The organism is Nocardioides sp. cx-173 (assembly GCF_021117365.1).
Classification (GTDB): Bacteria; Actinomycetota; Actinomycetes; order Propionibacteriales; family Nocardioidaceae; genus Nocardioides.
This window is the reverse complement of record NZ_CP088262.1, coordinates 1,664,085-1,681,281: the sequence shown is the minus strand read 5'-3', so window position 1 is coordinate 1,681,281 and position 17,197 is coordinate 1,664,085. Positions and strand designations below refer to the sequence as shown.

Annotated in this window: 17 protein-coding genes and 1 pseudogene; 9 read left to right on the top strand and 9 right to left on the bottom strand. The window is 74.1% G+C overall.

Annotation, left to right across the window (positions count from 1 at the left end):
* Nucleotides 1-9: 9 nt before the first annotated feature.
* On the top strand, nucleotides 10-1,710 hold the full coding sequence (locus LQ940_RS08145; protein ID WP_231244029.1) for a helicase: 1,701 nt from the start codon (nucleotides 10-12) through the stop codon (nucleotides 1,708-1,710).
* Here LQ940_RS08145 and LQ940_RS08140 read toward each other — a convergent pair whose 3' ends face one another.
* The 3 genes from LQ940_RS08140 to LQ940_RS08130 all read right to left on the bottom strand — a co-directional run bounded on the left by LQ940_RS08140 (nucleotide 1,711) and on the right by LQ940_RS08130 (nucleotide 4,936).
* On the bottom strand, nucleotides 1,711-3,153 hold the full coding sequence (locus LQ940_RS08140; RefSeq protein ID WP_231244028.1) for a hypothetical protein: 1,443 nt from the start codon (nucleotides 3,151-3,153) through the stop codon (nucleotides 1,711-1,713).
* 71 nt (nucleotides 3,154-3,224) lie between these two features.
* Nucleotides 3,225-4,058, bottom strand: coding sequence for an alpha/beta hydrolase (locus LQ940_RS08135; RefSeq protein ID WP_231244027.1), 834 nt, complete (start codon nucleotides 4,056-4,058; stop codon nucleotides 3,225-3,227).
* The gene (locus LQ940_RS08130) at nucleotides 4,055-4,936 is read right to left on the bottom strand and encodes an alpha/beta fold hydrolase (protein ID WP_231244026.1); all 882 of its coding nucleotides are present in this window, start codon (nucleotides 4,934-4,936) and stop codon (nucleotides 4,055-4,057) included. Before LQ940_RS08130 ends, LQ940_RS08135 begins: the two co-directional genes overlap by 4 nt.
* Before the next feature lie 22 nt (nucleotides 4,937-4,958).
* Between LQ940_RS08130 and LQ940_RS08125 the strand changes: the two genes are divergently transcribed.
* Nucleotides 4,959-5,114, top strand: coding sequence for a hypothetical protein (locus LQ940_RS08125; RefSeq protein ID WP_231244025.1), 156 nt, complete (start codon nucleotides 4,959-4,961; stop codon nucleotides 5,112-5,114).
* 4 nt (nucleotides 5,115-5,118) lie between these two features.
* Here the strand turns inward: LQ940_RS08125 and LQ940_RS08120 are convergent, their stop codons facing one another.
* From LQ940_RS08120 to metF, 3 genes are read right to left on the bottom strand one after another with little or no spacing between them, the layout of a single operon-like run.
* On the bottom strand, nucleotides 5,119-5,337 hold the full coding sequence (locus tag LQ940_RS08120; RefSeq protein WP_231244024.1) for a hypothetical protein: 219 nt from the start codon (nucleotides 5,335-5,337) through the stop codon (nucleotides 5,119-5,121).
* A gap of 28 nt (nucleotides 5,338-5,365) precedes the next feature.
* The gene (locus LQ940_RS08115) at nucleotides 5,366-5,977 is read right to left on the bottom strand and encodes an SIMPL domain-containing protein (protein WP_231244023.1); all 612 of its coding nucleotides are present in this window, start codon (nucleotides 5,975-5,977) and stop codon (nucleotides 5,366-5,368) included.
* Nucleotides 5,978-5,996: 19 nt separating this feature from the next.
* Nucleotides 5,997-6,887 carry a methylenetetrahydrofolate reductase [NAD(P)H] gene (gene metF / locus LQ940_RS08110; RefSeq protein ID WP_231244022.1) on the bottom strand — a complete coding sequence of 297 codons (891 nt, stop codon included), beginning with the start codon at nucleotides 6,885-6,887 and terminating at the stop codon, nucleotides 5,997-5,999.
* Between the two features lie 59 nt (nucleotides 6,888-6,946).
* Here metF and LQ940_RS08105 point away from each other — a divergent pair, with 59 nt between their 5' ends.
* A complete protein-coding gene (locus LQ940_RS08105; RefSeq protein WP_231365087.1) occupies nucleotides 6,947-8,035 on the top strand; it encodes a polyprenyl synthetase family protein in 1,089 nt (362 codons plus the stop codon).
* Here LQ940_RS08105 and LQ940_RS08100 read toward each other — a convergent pair.
* Complete coding sequence (locus LQ940_RS08100) at nucleotides 8,032-8,406, bottom strand: Rv2175c family DNA-binding protein (RefSeq protein WP_231244020.1); 375 nt, start codon at nucleotides 8,404-8,406, stop codon at nucleotides 8,032-8,034. The genes LQ940_RS08105 and LQ940_RS08100 overlap by 4 nt on opposite strands.
* A gap of 197 nt (nucleotides 8,407-8,603) precedes the next feature.
* Between LQ940_RS08100 and pknB the strand changes: the two are divergent.
* From pknB to LQ940_RS08090, 3 genes and pseudogenes are all read left to right on the top strand, one after another.
* Nucleotides 8,604-10,376 (top strand): annotated as a pseudogene (gene pknB, locus LQ940_RS08095) (Stk1 family PASTA domain-containing Ser/Thr kinase); the annotation flags it as partial.
* Nucleotides 10,377-10,586, top strand: a complete 210-nt coding sequence (locus LQ940_RS21865; protein WP_442939788.1) for a PASTA domain-containing protein — start codon at nucleotides 10,377-10,379, stop codon at nucleotides 10,584-10,586.
* A gap of 11 nt (nucleotides 10,587-10,597) precedes the next feature.
* On the top strand, nucleotides 10,598-12,199 hold the full coding sequence (locus LQ940_RS08090; RefSeq protein ID WP_231244018.1) for a metallophosphoesterase family protein: 1,602 nt from the start codon (nucleotides 10,598-10,600) through the stop codon (nucleotides 12,197-12,199).
* On the opposite strand, the gene LQ940_RS08085 is transcribed toward LQ940_RS08090, so the two are convergent.
* The gene (locus tag LQ940_RS08085) at nucleotides 12,200-13,351 is read right to left on the bottom strand and encodes an SGNH/GDSL hydrolase family protein (protein ID WP_231244017.1); all 1,152 of its coding nucleotides are present in this window, start codon (nucleotides 13,349-13,351) and stop codon (nucleotides 12,200-12,202) included.
* Nucleotides 13,351-13,929 carry a TetR/AcrR family transcriptional regulator gene (locus LQ940_RS08080; protein WP_231244016.1) on the bottom strand — a complete coding sequence of 193 codons (579 nt, stop codon included), beginning with the start codon at nucleotides 13,927-13,929 and terminating at the stop codon, nucleotides 13,351-13,353. The genes LQ940_RS08085 and LQ940_RS08080 overlap by 1 nt, the downstream gene beginning before the upstream one ends.
* Before the next feature lie 80 nt (nucleotides 13,930-14,009).
* Here LQ940_RS08080 and LQ940_RS08075 point away from each other — a divergent pair, with 80 nt between their 5' ends.
* The 3 genes from LQ940_RS08075 (at nucleotide 14,010) to LQ940_RS08065 (ending at nucleotide 17,151) form a co-directional block, all read left to right on the top strand.
* Nucleotides 14,010-14,900 (top strand): deoxyribonuclease IV, encoded by an 891-nt coding sequence (locus LQ940_RS08075; RefSeq protein ID WP_231244015.1) that lies wholly within the window; start codon nucleotides 14,010-14,012, stop codon nucleotides 14,898-14,900.
* A 192-nt stretch (nucleotides 14,901-15,092) separates the two neighbouring features.
* Nucleotides 15,093-16,160 carry a 3-deoxy-7-phosphoheptulonate synthase gene (aroF, locus tag LQ940_RS08070; RefSeq protein ID WP_231365086.1) on the top strand — a complete coding sequence of 356 codons (1,068 nt, stop codon included), beginning with the start codon at nucleotides 15,093-15,095 and terminating at the stop codon, nucleotides 16,158-16,160.
* 10 nt (nucleotides 16,161-16,170) lie between these two features.
* The gene (locus LQ940_RS08065) at nucleotides 16,171-17,151 is read left to right on the top strand and encodes a discoidin domain-containing protein (protein WP_231244013.1); all 981 of its coding nucleotides are present in this window, start codon (nucleotides 16,171-16,173) and stop codon (nucleotides 17,149-17,151) included.
* Nucleotides 17,152-17,197 lie beyond the last annotated feature (46 nt).

Here is a 17,197-nt window from a genome sequence, read left to right as displayed (position 1 = left end):
CGTCCGGGGGTGTCCAGAGCTCGCCGACCTCGTGCCCGTGCGCGCAGCGCACGGCCGCTGCCGTCCGCCGGGCCGGGTGAGCGGGTGTGGGTGCTCGACGTCCCGTACGGGACCCAGGTCGACGGCGCCACCTGGCACCCGGCGGTCAAGACCCACCTGTACGTCGGGCGCGAGCTGCCCGCGCACCTCGCGCCGTACTCCCCCGGGCCGTACACGCTGGGTCGGTTCGTCGAGAACACCCTCAACCCCGACGATCCGACGCCGGCACCCGAGCCGACCGACGCGTTGGAGCCCCGGAGGATCCAGCTCGAGGCCGCCGACGCGATCGCGGCGCGCGCTGCGGCGGGCGGACGGCAGTTCCTGCTGGCCGACGAGCCGGGCGTGGGCAAGACGATCTCCGCGGTCCTCGGAGCGACGGCGGTGGGCGACCTCCGCGGCGCGCGGCGGGTGCTCGTCGTGGCCGACCGGCCCGCCGCGATCACCATCGGCCACTGGTGCCGCACGATCACGGCGCTGGGCGACGGGGGTCTGGACTGGGTCGTGATCACCTGGGACCGGCTGGAGAAGGTCAAGGACCACCAGTGGGACGTGATCATCGCCGACGAGGCCCACGCGCTGCGCCGTACGACGACGAAGCGGTGGAAGCTCTGGGCCAGGATCTCGGGGCACGGGCGGCCGCACGACACGGCGCCGTTCGTCATCGCGACCACGGCGACGCCCGGACACACTCCCCTCGAGCTGCCGTACCTCGCTCCCGCCTACGCGCAGGTGCTCGGCGAGCAGGTGAAGGAGTGGACCAACGCGACCCAGCCCGGGACCGCATTCGCCAGCGCACTCGAGCGCCACGGCGTCGGGGTGGAGCAGGGCCGCTACGGCGCGACCTGGACCACTGATGCAGCACGACGCGCCGCGGACCTCAAGCTGGTCCGCGGCTGGCTCGCCGACGAGCGGCCTCCGGCGATGCTGCACCGCGCCGCCCCGTGGGGGCCGGTGCCCATCTCCGGCATGCCGGTGGCGCTCAGCCCGGCCGAGCGGAGCGCGTACGAGGCCGAGTGGGGCGAGTTCTGTCGGGAGATGGACCTCGCCCGACGCGGCCGTAACACCGCCAAGGGCAGGGCCGCGCTGCTGCGCTTTCGACAGAAGGCGGGGCTGATCCGGGTCGACTCGACGGTCGCCTGGATCGCCCAGCAGATCGAGTCCGAGCGGCAGGTCGCGTGCTCTGTCGAGTTCGTCTCGACCGCCGCGGACCCGATCGCCGACCGGCTGCGGGACTCCGGCATCGAGGTGGCCACCATCTACGGCACCGACCGGTTCGACGCCGAGGCCGAGCGGCTGCGGTTCCAGACCGGCCAGGCGAAGGTCTGCGTCTTCACCACGGTCGCCTCGATCAGCCTGCACGCCGGCGAGACCCTCGTTGACGACCGCCGGGCCAGCACCGAGCCGCGGGTCGGCGTCTTCCACCAGGCCCGCTTCTCGGGCATCGCCGCTCGGCAGGTGACCGGTCGCACCCACCGCGACCACCAGGTCTCGCCGTGGCACATCGCCTACGCCGAGGGCACCGTCGAGGAGCAGGTCGGCCGGGTGATGGTGGAGCGGATCGCCGCGGCCTCCGACACGGTCGGAAGCGACACCACGGGCCTCGCCGACGTCGCGCAGCTCCTGGGGGCCGACTGGCTGCCGCCCACGATCCTCGCCGAGGACGGCGGCTGATCAGCCCTCCTCGCCGCCGTCCATCCGGCGCCGCTCGATCACGTCGTCCAGCTGTCCGGTCCGGTGCCGGACGACCAGGCGCGCGAGGGCGCGGTCGAGCGGGTCGTCGCCGGTGAGGGCATCGGCCTCGGAGGCGTCGATGACGTGGGTGCCCGCGGAGTCGACCACGCGGGTCAGGCCGTGGCGGGTGCGCCAGACGACCTCGCCGCTCTCCAGCGGAGTGGCGCGGTGACCGAGGTGGGTCTTGGCCCGGTGGTTCGTGCGGGTCAGGGGCTGACTCGTCCTCGTCGAGGTCTGGCCCGGCGGGCCGTGCGGCGAGTAGGGCACGGGGTGGTCGAGGTCGAGCCTGCGTGACATGCTCGAGGCGTGCGGGAACTGGTCGCCTGGCCGCAGCAGGTGGATCCGCTCCTTGACGGCCTCGGGGTGCTCGTAGCACGAGACCGAGACCTGGTCGTTGAGGTCGATGACCGGTGTCAGCCGGATGTGGCGGTGACCGAGGAGGTCGGCGAGCCGGGAGAGCAGCTGCGGGCCGAGGTCCTCCACCCGGGCCACGCCCGGCATCCCGGCGAGGGCGGCCTCGTGGACGTGGACGTAGACGACGGCCTTCGGCCGGAGCCGGGTGAGGTCGAGGCCGTCGAGCTTCTCCAGCAGCGCCGCACTGTCGGGGGTCCGGTCGTGCTCGGCGAGGAGCCGCAGGACGCCGAAAGGACGCGCCAGCCACCCGAAGGCGACGGCACGGAGCTCGTCGCGGCCCAGGCCGGCGTGCTCGGGGCGATCGGCCAGGAGATCGGCGACGGTGTCGACCATCGCGGTGATCTCGTGGGCGTCGGCCTCGCTGACCCGGGCGATGACCTTGCGCAGTCCGGTGCCGTCGCGGCGGGAGAGTCCGACGTAGCGCCGCTTGCGCTCGGCGCCGAGGCGCGCCTCGTGCGCCGCCAGGTCGACCTCGATCCTCTTCGCCTCGCAGAGCTCGATCACCCGCGAGGGCGCCTGGGAGCCGATCGCGGCAGCGACCGCGTCGTCGACCAGGTGCATCACTTCGAACGGCAGGTCCCGGGTCATCGACGCCACCCGGCGCGCCAGCCACAGCTCCGCGTCGAGCGCGACCGCCCGCTCGAACGTGCGCGGCAGCCGGTGGCGCAGGTCGAGCAGGTCCCCCACCAGCGAGCGCGCGCTCAGCACGTGGAGCTGACACGCGACCGCGAGCTCGCAGAGCGCGAGCTCCCGTACGCCGGGCGTCCCGTCACCGCCGAGCCGGTCCAGCCGGTCCGATCCCGGTGGGCGCGGCCCCGGCTCCTGGGCGGGGTCGGAGGAGTGCAGGTCGCACCAGTGGAGCGCCAGGAAAGCCTGGGCCAGCTCGGCCTCCCGCCTGCAGCGCACGCCACCCTCGATTGCGGCGAGGGTGGCGCGCGCGTCGAGCTCGGAGGGGTGAACGTCAAGCATGCCTGATTCTAACCGAACACCTGTTCGAGCACAAGAGGTTGCGCCGACGTAGACGCGACCGACACCGGGGCTTACGCGACGCTGCGCGCCAGCCGCGCGACCACGGCGGCCACCCGGGACCCGAACATCACGGCGTCATTGTGGTCGGCACCCGCGATCACGACCCGCTCGTGGAGTGAGGGTGCCTGGTCCGCGACCCGCTCGCTGAGCGCGGTCGGGACCACGGAGTCGCGGTCGCCGTAGATGACCACCACCGGCACGTCGCTGGTGGCGAGGTGCTCCACGACCGGGAACCGGTCGCGCAGGAGCGCACGCACGGGCAGCCACGGGTAGTGGTGCGCGCCCACGTCGGCCAGCGCGGTGAACGGCGAGCGCAGCACGACCCCCGCCGGTGGCCGCCGGGCCTGGAGCGCCGCCACGACCCCCGAGCCCAGGGACTCGCCGAAGTAGACGGTGCGACGCGGCGGGTAGCCGAGCTCCTCCAGGGCCGCTACGGCGGCGTCCGCGTCCGCGGCGAGGCCGCTCTCGCTGGGACTGCCCGGGTTGCCGCCGTAGCCGCGGTAGTCCATGAGCAGTACGGCGAGACCGCGGCGGCTCAGCTCCTCGGCGAAGCGGGCCCGGCCCGCGCGGTTGCCGCCGTTGCCAGGCGCGATCAGCACCGCCATCTCGGTGTCGCCCGGGCCCGCCGGGGGCACGAACCAGGCGCCCAGCTCCAGCCCGTCGTCGGTGTGCAGGGTGACGTCACGCGCGCCGTCGATGACCTCGGCGGCGGGTGGCACCGGCGAGGAGTCGGGGAAGTAGATCAGCTGCCGCTGCAGCGCCCACAGCATCGCTACCCCCGTCCCGAAGATCAGCAGCACCACCAGCAGGCCCCGTCTGAGCCTCCTGAGGACGGGCCTGGTCATTCCTCATGCTCGCCGGTGTCCCTCGACGCCGCAATCCGTGCCGGCGGCATCCGTGGCATCTCCACCGCGTCCTCGATCCGCAGGACCCGCCGGATCTCCGGCCAGGCGAGCGCTCCCAGCCGCTGCGGCGCGCCCTCGTCGCCGCCGACCGCGTAGGGGCGCGACAGGTCCGGCACCACCTCCCCCGGCAGCACGACGGGATGGCCCGCCGCGGGATCGACCACGACGGTCGTCTCCAGCCCGCGCGCACGACGCCGCACCGCGATGCGCCCGGCGGCCGCAGTGCTCGCCCACACCCGGTCGGTACCGCCCGCGACGAGCAGCACCTCGGCGCGGATCCGCTCGACGGGGATGGTGGCTGCCTCCACGACCTCGTGGCCGGCCAGCTCACGGCTGCGCTCGTACAGCTCGACGTACGCCGGCAGCGCGGACGGTGGCTCCCAGGACCGGTCGAGCGGCACGAACGGGACGGGTACCCCGCGATGCGTCCACTTGCTGCGCCGTGGGTCGTCGGGATGCTCGTGCTGGCCCTCCCAGGCGACGTCGGTGGGCGCCAGCGCCACGACCGCGTCGACGCGGCGGTCGATCGTCGCGGTGAGCAGCGCGGCCTCGGCGCCGTAGGAGAGCCCCAGCAGCACCACGCGCGAGCACTCGGCAAGCAGCCGGTCGATCCCGTCGGCGAACGTCTCCAGCGGCACCTCCCGTGGCACCGACGGCTGGCCCTCCCCACCGAACCAGCTCAGCGCCAGCGCCGTCACGCCGCACGAGGCGAGCATCTCGGCGCGCCCGACGTCCAGCCGTCCGCTGGAGCCGGCGAGGACGAGGACCCCGGTGCCGTTGCCCGCGACCGGACGTGCCAGATGGGTGGGACTCGTCATGCGACCCCACTATCGTGGTCCCATGGCCACAGAGGAAGCCGACCCGGACGTCATGGGCATCTTCGACACCGACGCCGAAGCCACCCTGGTCTGCCGGGTGTGCGGCGCGCTGGTGTCCCGCGCGGGCGAGTACGCCCAGGCGCACTGGGCCTGGCACGAGACGCCGAACGGCGCCTGACCGCTCAGGCGCCCTGGCCGAGCGGCTCGATGTCGCCGCTCTCGACCAGCTGCTCCAGGGCCAGGGAGCACCCGGACTCCCAGCGCCCCTCCCCGGCCTGGAACGACACCACGGCGTCGCCCGCGCAGTCGGCGTCGCTCCCGGCATGGTGCGAGCAGCGCCCTTGCGCGGCGGCGGATCCGGGCTCGTGCAGTGACGGGTCGAATGCCTGCGAGTGGTTCATGGGGCGACCTCCTCAGGTCGTGGATGGGTCACACAACGGCCCAGGTCACGGTGAGTGCCTGGGCGAGGGACGACCGACCCGGCTCAAAGGTCAGGTCCAGCCTGGACGAGTAGGCGGCGCCCACCTCGCCAGTCTGCGCCGAGAGCCCAGCGACCGCACCCTCCACGATCGCCTGCACGTCGCCGAGCGTCACTCCGGCGAGGGCGGCGAGGTGCTCGGCTCGGGCGAGGGCGTCGGCGTACGCCGCCTCGCGAGCGGCGGCCAGCGCGACGGAGCTGTCCGAGATCTCCAGCGTGACACCCTCGACCTGGAGCCGGTCCCCCACCTGCGTGGCGAGCTCCCCCACGAGGGTGCCGGCGACCTCGAGGGAGTCGCAGGCGATGCGGTAGCCGTGGCGAGCCTCGAAGCCCGCCGGACGGCCCTGCTCGTCGTGGGCCGGCCACACCGCGAGCTCGACGGTGCCCACCGACGACGCCGCCACGTGCCCCCGGGCGACCGCGACCGCGGTGTCCCCCGCCGACGACGCCCCGGCGAGCGCGTCGGTGAGTGTCGCGCCGCGGTGGACCGCGGCGACGCGGACGACCGCCGAGTCGGGGTGGGCGGTCGCGGCCCCATGGCCGGAGACGGTGACCGTGCGCATACGCGCGACGTTAGTCCCCTCAGACGGTGATCTGCAGCGCCTGGAAGATCTCGAGCGTCGCCTTGGAGCGGTTGAGCGTGTAGAAGTGCAGGCCCGGAGCGCCGCCGGCGAGCAGGTCCGCGCACAGCTCGGCGGCGAGCGTGATGCCCTCGGCGCGCATGGCCACCGGGTCCCCGTCCTTGGCGCTGATGCGGGCCACGACGTCGGCGGGCACGTCGGTCCCGATCAGCTCGCCCTGGCGGCGGATCGCGGCGAGGTTCAGGATCGGCATGATGCCGGGCAGGATCGGGATGTCGACCCCGCGCGCACGCACGCGATCGACGAGACCGAAGTAGTCCTCGGCACGGAAGAACATCTGGGTGACCGCGAACTCCGCACCGGCCCGCGCCTTGGCGACCAGCACGTCGGCGTCCGCGTCGAGCGACTCCGCGGACGGGTGGCCCTCCGGGAAGGCGGCCACGCCGATGCGGAACTCGCCGCGCGCGTGCGCCATCTCGACCAGCTCGGTCGCGTAGTCGAGCCCGCCGGGCGTCGGGGTCCAGGCGGCCCGCGGACCCTCCTCCGGGTCGCCGCGCAGGGCCATCACGTGGTGCACGCCGGCGGCGAGGTAGGAGTCGAGGATCGCCTCGAGCTCCGCGCGCGTGTGGCCGACGCAGGTGAGATGCGCGACCGGGGTCATCGAGGTCTCGCGGGCGATCCGGCTGGTGACGCGGATCGTCGTGTCGCGGTTGGAGCCGCCGGCGCCGTACGTCACGGAGACGAAGGTCGGCGCGAACGGCTCGAGGTCCTGGATCGCCTTCCACAGCTGGGTCTCGCCCGCCTCGTCGCGCGGCGGGAAGAACTCGAAGGAGAACGAGCGCTGACCCTCGGCGATCAGCTCGGCCACGCCGCGGCCAGGTCTGCGGTCCATGCCGAGAGTGTAGGTAGCCGGACGGTGCTGTCCGAATCGTGACCATTAGGGTGCTGCAGGTGGTCAGCGACGAGACGCCCGGTCCGGAGCAGTGGGACGGCGAGGAGTTCCGCGCGGCGGTCCAGGCGGCGCTCGACGCCTTCCTCGACCAGCAGCAGGCCGCCCTCGCCCCACTCGGTCCCGACGCCGCGCGCCTAGTCGCGGAGGCACGGCGCGCCGTGTCGGGCGGCAAGCGGTTCCGGGCGGCGTTCTGCTACTGGGGCTACCAGGCGGTCCGCCCCGAGCTGGAGGACCAGGCGGCCCTGGCGCGCGCCTGCGCGTCGCTGGAGATGCTGCACGCGAGCGCGCTGGTACATGACGACCTCATGGACGCCTCCGACACCCGTCGTGGCCGGCCGGCCACGCACCGCGCCTTCGAGGCCGAGCACCGCGGCGACGGCTGGCGCGGCGACCCCGAGCAGTACGGCGCCGCCGCGGCCATCCTGCTGGGCGACCTGCTGCTGAGCTGGTCCGAGGAGCTGCTGCGTCGCTGCGGCCTGCCCGCCGAGCGGGTGACCGCGGCGCTGGAGGTCTTCGACGCGTGCCGCAGCGAGGTGATCGCCGGGCAGTTCCTCGACGTCTCCGTCCAGGCCCGCGGCCGCGCCGACGTCGACACCGCGATGACCGTCCTGCGCTACAAGTCCGCCAAGTACTCGATCGAGCGGCCGCTCCACATCGGCGCCGCTCTGGCCGGCGCCGACGCGGCCATGCTCGAGCGGCTCTCGGCGTTCGGGCTCCCGCTGGGCGAGGCGTTCCAGCTCCGCGACGACCTGCTCGGCGTCTTCGGCGACCCCGACGCGACCGGCAAGCCCGCCGGCGACGACCTGGTCGAGGGCAAGCGCACCGTGCTCGTGGCGCTGGCGCTGGACTCCGCGCCCGACGACGACGCCGCCCTGCTGGACCGGGCGCTCGGCCGACCGCTCGACGAGGCGGAGGTGGCGCGGCTGCGCGGCATCATCGACGCCAGCGGCGCCCACGCGCAGGTCGAGGAGGTCATCGCCGCGCTCGCCGAGCACGCGGTGACCGGCCTGGCGCAGGCGGGCGTCCACGAGCGGGCCGGCCAGGTGCTGCGCCAGCTCGCCGCAGCGGCGACCCAGCGGGCCGTCTAGAAGGCCATGGCCTGGGCGCGGCGCTTGACCTCGGTGCCGCGGTTCTCGCGCAGCGCGTCGATCGGGCGGCCCGGCAGGTCCTCCTGCTCGAGGAACAGCCAGGCGATGATCTCGCGGTCGTCGTAGCGGTTGTCGTGCATCAGCGTCAGCAGGCCGGGCAGCCCCTTGACGACGAGGCCGTCCTGGACGAACGCCGCGGGGACCTTCTGCCCCTCACCGGGGACGGGGACGGCGGCGGCGAGGTCGTGGTCGCGGATCATCGTCTTCACCTTGCCCACGGTGACGCCCAGCTGCTGGGCGGCCTCGGCCCAGTCGATCCACTCGGGCACCAGGGCCGCCAGGTCGTGGTCGGCCAGTCGCGTCTCGCTCATGGGGACCATGGTTCCACCCGGGGGTCCGCCGCCGAAATGGGCGTCCCCCGTCGGGCCCCTCGGGGTCCGCGCCACGCCGGGGCGGCCTCAAACCCGCCCGGAGACCCGGCGACCGTACGATTGCCCCACCGGATCCTTCCCCGTCCGGCCGCAGGAGGGTCGCTGTGAGCGCTGATCGGCACGTGCCGAGCTCCGGCCTGCCCGACCCCGTGAGCGGCCGACTGCTCGACAACCGCTACCTGGTCGGGGCCCGCATCGCCCGCGGCGGCATGGCCAGCGTCTACGAGGCCACCGACACCCGCCTCGACCGCACGGTCGCCATCAAGGTCATGCACGCGGGTCTGGGCGACGACGACGAGTTCGCGGCCCGCTTCGTGCGCGAGGCGCGGGCCGCCGCCCGGCTCTCGCACCCCCACGTCGTGTCCGTCTTCGACCAGGGCAACGACGACGGCATCGTCTTCCTCGCGATGGAGCTCGTCCAGGGTCACACGCTGCGCGACACCATCGCCAAGGAGAGCCCGATGCCGCCCGCGCGGGCGCTCGCCCTGCTCGAGCCGGTGCTGTCTGCTCTCGCCTCGGCTCACCGCGCCGGGCTGGTCCACCGCGACGTGAAGCCCGAGAACGTCCTGATCGCCGACGACGGCCGGGTCAAGGTCGCCGACTTCGGGCTCGCCAAGGCCGTCAGCGCCGACACCCAGCACACCGCCACCAAGGGTGTCCTGATCGGGACCGTCAGCTATCTCGCGCCCGAGCTCGTCGTCGAGGGCCGCGCCGACGCCCGCGCCGACGTCTACGCCGCGGGCGTGGTGCTCTATGAGCTGCTCACCGGGTCCAAGCCGCACGAGGGCGAGTCGCCGATCCAGGTCGCCTACAAGCACGTCCACCACGACGTGCCGCCGCCGTCCGCGCTCGTGCCGGACCTGCCGCCGTACGTCGACGCGCTGGTGGCCCGCGCCACCGCCCGCGACCCGGGCCAGCGACCGGCCGACGCGTCCGTACTGCTGCACCAGGTGCACCGGGTCGCCCACGCCCTGGCCGACGGCGCACCGGACGACGCCGAGCTGACCGCCGACCTCGCCCTCCTGGCGCCCGCCCGCGAGGGCGACACCTCCCCGGACATGTGGGACGACGCGGAGATGGCCGCGCTCATGGAGCCCGCCGCCGCGGTCCGCGAGGACACGGCGACCTACCCGGCGGCCAAGCCGCCGCCGATGAGGCCGCCCGCCTCCGCGCCCCCCGCCGCACCGACCCGCGAGCCGCGGCCACCCAGGCCCCGGCCGCAGCGGCCGCGACGCTCCCGCAGGGGCCCGCTGCTGCTGGTCCTCGCCCTGCTGCTCACCACGGCCGGAGGCGGCGCCGCCTACTGGCTCGGCTGGGCCCGCTACACCTCGACGCCCGGCGTGATCGGTCTGGCCCAGGCCGCGGCCGAGGACAAGCTCGACTCCGCCGGGCTCACCGTGGAGTACGCCGACGAGGCGTACTCCGAGACCGTCCCGGCCGGCATGGTGATCGCCACCGACCCCACGGCCGGGTCGCGCATCCTCCAGGACGGCACGGTCACCGTGACCGTGTCGCTCGGCAAGGAGCGCTACGACGTGCCCCAGCTCAAGGGCCTCACCGAGGACCAGGCTCAGGATGCCCTGATCGAGGTCAAGCTCGCCTACGACGAGACCATCGAGCGCTGGTCGGAGACGGTGCCCGCCGGAACCGTCCTGCGCAGCGTGCCGGCGATGGGCACCACGCTGCGCCCCGGTGCGGCGGTGGACCTCGTGGTCAGCAAGGGCCGCCGGCCGATCAAGGTGGGCAGCTGGGTCGGCAAGGACATCGACGACGTACGGCGGGCGCTGGAGAGGCGCGGCCTCGAGGCCGAGGTCACCTCCGAGGTCTACGACGACGCCGTGCCCGACGGTCACGTGATCAGCCAGACGCCCCGCACCGGCACGCTCTTTCGCGGCGAGGCGGTCAGCTTCGTGGTCTCGAAGGGACCCAAGCTCGTCGAGGTGCCCAACGTGACGGCGTCGGGCTACGAGAGCGCGGTCGAGAAGCTGGAGGCGCTCGGCTTCGAGGTGAAGGTCGTGCGGGGCTCGACGTACATCGGACTGGGCTTCGTCTACAGCATGGACCCCGGCGCCGGCGCGATGATCCCCGAAGGAAGCACGGTGACCCTCAACCTCGTGTGACACTGCTCCGCGTGCTTTCCCGCAGTACGGGTCGAACCCGTCAGATCACCGTCTCGGCCCTCGGTCTCGCAGTCCCGCTCGCGCTGATCGTCGCCCTCGTCGGGCCGGCCGCGCTGGGACGAGCACCCGCAGCTCCCGACGCCGGCTGGTCCTCCGACTCGCCGTTCGCCGCGGCCGGCAGCGAGCTGCACGGCACCGTCACCGTCCCCGCCCGACGGGGCAGGGACACGGTCGTCACGCTATGGCTCAGCAACGCCCACCTCGCCTCGGTCCCCGACGCGTGCCGGCCCACGGTCACGGTGCGCGAGCGGGCCTCGTACGTGTCGGCCGACGGCCGCACGCTCACCTGCCTCGTGCGCTCCACCGGCAGCAGACGCACGGTCTCCCTCGACGCGCTGGTCGACGGCGAGCCGGGTCAGCAGGTCGACGCCACCGTCACGGTGGACGGCCGGTCCACGCCCCTCGGGGCGCGCCTGGTCACGCCGGGGGCCCCGGTGGCCGAGCCGGACCTGCGCCTGCTGTCCAGCCCGGACTTCCTCAACGCCGACGTCGGCGACCTGGCCCGCGGGCCGGGCTTCTGGCGCCCCGGCCGCACCGCGAACTCGACCAACGCCGACTACCGGCGCGCTCTCGACACGATCCTCGACGACTGGCGGGCCGAGCGCCCGGAGAGCGTCCTGGTCGCCGGTGACCTCGTCGAGGGCTGGTGGGGCACCGAGGTCGACCGGTCGGGGAACTTCGGCCCCGACCGGACCCTGGCCCAGCGCAAGGCGGCGCTGCGCCGCGCCGCCGCGACGTACTACCCGCAGTGGAAGGAGCGCTTCGCCGAGCGAGGACTGGAGGTCCACGCGGCCATGGGCGACCACGAGTTCGGCGACAACCCCTGGCGAGCCGAGAAGCGCCGCCTCGCCCCGCTGTTCGAGCAGGAGTTCGCGAAGCGCTTCGGACGACGGGCCGACGGGAGCCCGCGCTACGCCGACCGGCCGCGCGGCTCGAAGCACGAGCTGTCGGCGTACGCATGGCGGCCCCGGCCCGACGTGCAGGTCCTCACCCTCAACGTCTTCGATGCCACGGCCAGGGGCATGCGGATCCGGCTCGACCGGCCCCAGCTGCGCTGGGTGGAGCGGGTCCTGCGCGAGGCCCGCCAGGACGGCGTGAGGTGGGTCATCGCCCAGGGCCACACCCCGATCGTCGGCCCGGTGCGCTCGCACGGCTCGAGCAAGCTCATGTACGAGGGCGGGGCCCACTCGCCGCTGTGGCGTCTCTTCAAGCGCTACGGCGTGGACCTCTACCTCAGCGGCGAGGTGCACGACGTCACCGCCGTCCACCGCGACGGCATCCTGCAGGTCTCGCACGGCGGGCTGTTCGCGTTCGGTCTGACCAACTACCTGCTCGTCGACGTCTACGACGACCGCATGGAGCTGGACCTGCGCGACTACGCCACCCACTGGCGCGACGCCCCCGACGGCAGCCGCCTGTGGGAGACCCGCCCCCAGGGCATGCCCAAGCAGCTCCACGTCTCCCCGACCCCGTTCACCATCGGCACCGCCGTCGTCGACGGCGAGGGCCGCCTCCTGGACCGCTCCGGCATCTTGGAGAAGTACGCCGGCTGACTAGGTTCCGAGCGGGCCGCCCGGGCCGAAGGCAAGGCGGGCGAAGCGCTCGCCCATGCGCCGGTGGGCGGCGGCGTCGGGGTGCAGGTCGTCGGGCAGGGGCAGCTCGGCGTGGTCCTGCTCGCCGTAGAGCTCGCGGCCGTCGAGCAGGTGCAGGTGCGGGTCCGAGAGCGCGCGCTGGGCGACGATTCGGCCCAGCTCGGCGCGGATCACCTCGAGCGTCAGCTTGCCGGCGGCCACCTCCGCGGGGTCGCCCGCGGCGCTGAACCGCAGCTCGCCCGCGGCCAGGCCGATCACATCCATGGCACTCGGCCCCGGCGTCTGCTCGTGGATCGGGCACAGGATCGGCGAGACGACCAGCAGCGGAGTGGTGGGGTGCCCGTCGCGGACGGTGTCGAGGAAGCCGTGGACGGCGGCCCGGAAGGCGCGCAGCCGCATCACGTCGGCGTTGACCAGGTTGATGCCGATCTTGAGGCTGATCGCCTCGGCCGGCAGGTCCCGGATGGTCCGGGCCGCGAACGGGTCGAGCAGGGCGCTCCCGCTGAAGCCGAGGTTGACCAGCTCGGCGTCCGCGAGGCGCGCGGCGAGCGCGGGCCAGGTGCCGGTGGGGTGGGCGGCGTTGGAGCCGTGGCTGATCGAGCTGCCGTGGTGGACCCAGACCGGCCGGCCGGTCACGGTCGAGGGCTCGATGACGGCGTCGGCGCGCAGGTCGACCAGCAGGGTGGCCTCGTCGTGCGGCAGCCAGATCTCGACGTCCTTGGCCTGGTCGCCGAGGCCGTCGAAGCGCAGCGTCACCGGCTCCCCGGGGCGGTGCTCCGTCGCGCCGGTCGCGAGGTCGATCGAGAGCACGTCGCCGCCCTCGGCCGTGGCCTGGGCCGCGAGCCGGCCGTCGACCACCAGGTCGTAGACACCGTCGGGTCGCGGCGGGGCGCCGGCGTAGTCGCGCTTGGTTGGCACCACGTCGAGCTCGATCAGCGAGGCCGAGGTGCGGAAGGCGAGGCGGACGCCGGAGGGCTGCTCCTCGGCCATGCTCAGCTGGGGGTCGGCGGCCTGCTCCCGGGCGAGGGCGGGGAGCCGGTGCGGGCGCAGGCCGCGGGGCGTGGGCTCGGTCTCGACGGCACCGCGCAGGAGCGCGGCGATCTGGTGGGACATCAGGACCTCTCGGTGGTGGTGGGCCAGCTGCGGAGCAGGGCATCGAGCGCGTCGAGCACCCGCTGCCAGGACGTGGCGGAGTCGGGCTCGCTGTGGCTGAAGGCACCGGCGAGCTCCTGGTCGACGAAGCCGCGGAAGACGCTTCCCAGCAGCCGTACGGCGTGCGTGGCGTCGGGCTCGGCCAGGTCGTAGCCGCGCAGCACGGCCCGCGCCATCGCGGCGTGCCGGGGCCCGGCGCTCGCCCGCGCCGTCTCGGTGTCGAGCGGGAGCTGAGCCGCGGCGTAGCGACCCGGGTGCTCGCGTGCGTAGTCGCGGTAGACGTCGCCCAGGGCGGCCAGCGCGTCGCGGCCCGAGCGACCGGCCAGGGCCGCGTCGCCGCGGTCGGCCAGCTCCTCGAGGGCGAGCAGGGCGATCCGTCGGCGCAGGTCCTCGGAGCCGGCGACGTGGGAGTACAGGCTGGCCACCTTGACGCCGAAGCGGCGCGCCACCTCCGTGAGCGTGACCTGGTCGAAGCCGACCTCGTCGGCGAGCTCCGCCCCCGCCCGGGCCAGCCGGTCCTTGGTGATGCCGGCGCGCATGGCTCCCCCCTCATTTCCTAGCGTCATCATGCTTCTACCTAAGATGCTTAGGCAATCCGGCGCCGGATAGCGTTCCTCCCATGCGCAACCCGATCGGCACCCACGTCCTGGTCGGCAAGGGGCTCGCCGAGGGGGCGCTGGCCAACGCCGACGTGGTCGGCGCCGAGACCATCCAGGTCTTCGTGGGCAACCCCCGCGGGTGGGCGCGCTCGGCGGGCAAGCCCGCCGACGACGCGCGGTTCCGCGCCGAGACCGAGCGCCGCGGGATGCGGACCTTCATCCACACGCCGTACCTGGTCAACCTCGGCTCCCCCACGCCCGCGACGTACGAGAGCTCGGTGGCGCTGGTGGCGCACAACCTGCGCCGGGCGGCCGAGATCGGCGCCGAGGGCGTCGTGGTCCACACCGGCTCCTACGTCGACCCCGATGGCGGCGCCGAGCGGCACGCCGCCGCGATGCGCCAGGTGCGCGAGGCGCTGCTGCCGATCCTCGACGCGGTCGCCGACGACGCGGCGCCGTGGCTGCTGCTCGAGCCGACCGCCGGCCAGGGCCGGTCGCTGTGCGCCGGCGTGGAGGACCTCACCGGCTACCTCGACGCGCTCGACCATCACCCCAAGGCCGGGATCTGCCTCGACACCTGCCACGTCTTCGCCGCGGGCGCTCCGCTCGACGAGCCCGGCGGCACCACCGCCACCCTCGACCGGATCGTCGAGATCGGCGGGCCCGGCCGGCTGCGGCTGGTGCATGCCAACGACTCGATGGACGTCCGCGGGGCCTTCAAGGACCGCCACCAGCGCATCGGCGAGGGTCACATCGGGACCGGTGCGTTCGAGGAGCTCTTCGCGCACCCGGCCACCGAGGGCGTGCCGTTCATCCTCGAGACCCCGGACTCGCGCGACGCCGACACCCGCGACATCCCGCTGCTGAAGGAGCTGCGCTCGCGCGTGGCCGCCCGGCGTCTCGCGGTGTGAGCCGGGCCGGTCGGCAGGCCTCCAGGGTGGCTAGAGTCGCCCCCGTGACGCACACGTATCTCTTTGGGCACTCGCCGGGCATCCCCGTGCGAGCCGTCTAGACGCGCTCACACTCCATCCACCGCCCCGGCCACCGACCGGGGCGTCGTGCTGTCCGGGCCGGGTCGGGCACGCACCGAGAAGAGGAACCCCATGGTCGTCGTCATGTCACCGGACGCCACCGACGAGGACGTCGCGCACGTCGTCGAGAAGGTCGAGGCGGTCGGCGGCGAGGCCTTCGTCTCCAAGGGCGTGGTCCGCACCATCATCGGGCTGGTCGGGGACATCGAGTCCTTCCACCACCTCAACCTGCGCACCCTGCGCGGCGTCGCCGACGTGCACCGGATCAGCGACCCCTACAAGCTGGTGAGCCGCCAGCACCACGCGACCCGCTCGACGGTCTGGGTCGGCCGCCCGGGCGCCCAGGTGCCGATCGGTCCCGACACGTTCACCTTCCTGGCCGGGCCGTGTGCCGTGGAGACGGCCGAGCAGACGCTCGCCGCGGCGCAGATGGCGCGATCCGCGGGCGCCACGATCCTGCGCGGCGGCGCCTTCAAGCCGCGGACCTCGCCGTACGCCTTCCAGGGCCTCGGCCTCGCCGGACTGGAGATCCTCGCCGAGGTAGGCGCCGCCACCGGGCTGCCGGTCGTCACCGAGGTGGTCGACGCGCGCGACGTCCAGGTGGTCGCCGAGCATGTCGACATGCTGCAGGTCGGCACCCGCAACATGGCCAACTTCGGCCTGCTTCAGGCCGTCGGCGACGCCGGCAAGCCGGTGCTCCTCAAGCGCGGCATGACCGCGACCATCGAGGAGTGGCTGATGGCGGCCGAGTACGTCGCCCAGCGCGGCAACCTCGACATCGTGCTGTGCGAGCGCGGCATCCGGACCTTCGAGCCGGCCACCCGCAACACCCTCGACATCTCCGCGGTGCCGGTGGTCCAGGCGACCAGCCACCTGCCGATCATCGTCGACCCCTCCCACGCCGCCGGCCGCAAGGACCTCGTGGTGCCGCTCTCGCGCGCCGCGATCGCCGTGGGCGCCGACGGGATCATCGTCGACGTCCACCCGGCCCCCGAGACCGCGCTGTGCGACGGGCCCCAGGCCCTCCTCGGCAGCGACCTGCGCGAGCTGGCCGGCGCCGTGCGCAAGCTGCCCCCCGCGGTGGGTCGCGTGGGCGCCGGGGAGCGGATCCGCGTGGAGGGCCGGGAGCAGAGGCCCTAGGCTTCCGCGCGTGGAGACGTGTGAGAGGTGCGGGCACCCGCTGGGGGTGGGCCGCTACTGCCTCGACTGCGGGCATCCGGCGCCCGGCGCCGGGCCGACCGACACGGCCGAGCGGCCGGCCGTCGTGGACCCCTCACGCCCCGCCGAGGGCCCGGCCCCGCCGCCCCCGGTGCTGCACGCACCGGCGCAGCCGCGGTTCCCGCTGTACGCCGACGAGGTCCGCGGCCCCAGGCCGAGCGGTCCCCCGCCGGCGTACGCCCCCTCGGGGCACCGCGCCCCCGGGTCCAGCCGGCCGGGGTGGCTGCCCTGGGCGCTCGGCGCCGTCGCTCTGGTGCTGGTGGCAACGCTCGGGGTGGTGCTGCTGGTGACCGGCGGCGGTGACGACGAGGGGTCGGCGAAGGACCCCGCCCCCACCCCGACGCCGACCAGCGAGGCGCCCACTCCGACGCCGACCCCCACGCCCACGCCGACGCCGACACCGTCCGAGCCCGCCGAGCCGGGTGAGCCCGAGAACGTGGCCCGCCTGGCCACGGCCAAGGTCCCGCGCACGGCACCGCCCAACACCGACGTCGACGGCAACCTGGTGCGCTACGAGGCGCGCAACCTGCTCGACGGGGTCGCGACCACCTGCTGGCGGATGCCGGGCGACGGCAGCGGATCCACGATCACGCTGAGCCTCGGTGCCGAGACCACGCTGACGCAGGTCGGCATGGTCAACGGCTACGCGAAGAGCTCCCCGGACGGCGACCGCACCCTCGACTGGTACCGCGGCAACCGCCGCGTCCTGGTCGCGGAGTGGAGCTTCGACGACGGCACGACGCTCACCCAGAACCTCGAGCAGACCCGCCGCCTGCAGACCATCGACGTCGACTCGGTCACCACCTCCACGGTCACCTTGCGCCTCGTCGAGGTCTCCGCCCCCGGCTCGGGCCGCTCAGCCCGCAACTACACCGCGATCAGCGACGTCGCGCTGGTTGGCACGCCGGCGTGAGGTAGCGGCGCGGGGAGGAGATTCACCGGGCACCCGGTGAAACTCA

Coding starts and splice junctions, on each gene's coding strand:
- aroF (WP_231365086.1), top strand. CDS start 15,093: ATGGTCGTCGTCATGTCACCGGACGCCACCGACGAGGACGTCGCGCAC.
- LQ940_RS08085 (WP_231244017.1), bottom strand. CDS start 13,351: ATGTCCCACCAGATCGCCGCGCTCCTGCGCGGTGCCGTCGAGACCGAG.
- LQ940_RS08140 (WP_231244028.1), bottom strand. CDS start 3,153: ATGCTTGACGTTCACCCCTCCGAGCTCGACGCGCGCGCCACCCTCGCC.
- LQ940_RS08080 (WP_231244016.1), bottom strand. CDS start 13,929: ATGCGCGCCGGCATCACCAAGGACCGGCTGGCCCGGGCGGGGGCGGAG.
- LQ940_RS08100 (WP_231244020.1), bottom strand. CDS start 8,406: ATGAGCGAGACGCGACTGGCCGACCACGACCTGGCGGCCCTGGTGCCC.
- LQ940_RS08135 (WP_231244027.1), bottom strand. CDS start 4,058: ATGACCAGGCCCGTCCTCAGGAGGCTCAGACGGGGCCTGCTGGTGGTG.
- metF (WP_231244022.1), bottom strand. CDS start 6,887: ATGGACCGCAGACCTGGCCGCGGCGTGGCCGAGCTGATCGCCGAGGGT.
- LQ940_RS08130 (WP_231244026.1), bottom strand. CDS start 4,936: ATGACGAGTCCCACCCATCTGGCACGTCCGGTCGCGGGCAACGGCACC.
- LQ940_RS08125 (WP_231244025.1), top strand. CDS start 4,959: ATGGCCACAGAGGAAGCCGACCCGGACGTCATGGGCATCTTCGACACC.
- LQ940_RS08115 (WP_231244023.1), bottom strand. CDS start 5,977: ATGCGCACGGTCACCGTCTCCGGCCATGGGGCCGCGACCGCCCACCCC.
- LQ940_RS08120 (WP_231244024.1), bottom strand. CDS start 5,337: ATGAACCACTCGCAGGCATTCGACCCGTCACTGCACGAGCCCGGATCC.
- LQ940_RS08075 (WP_231244015.1), top strand. CDS start 14,010: ATGCGCAACCCGATCGGCACCCACGTCCTGGTCGGCAAGGGGCTCGCC.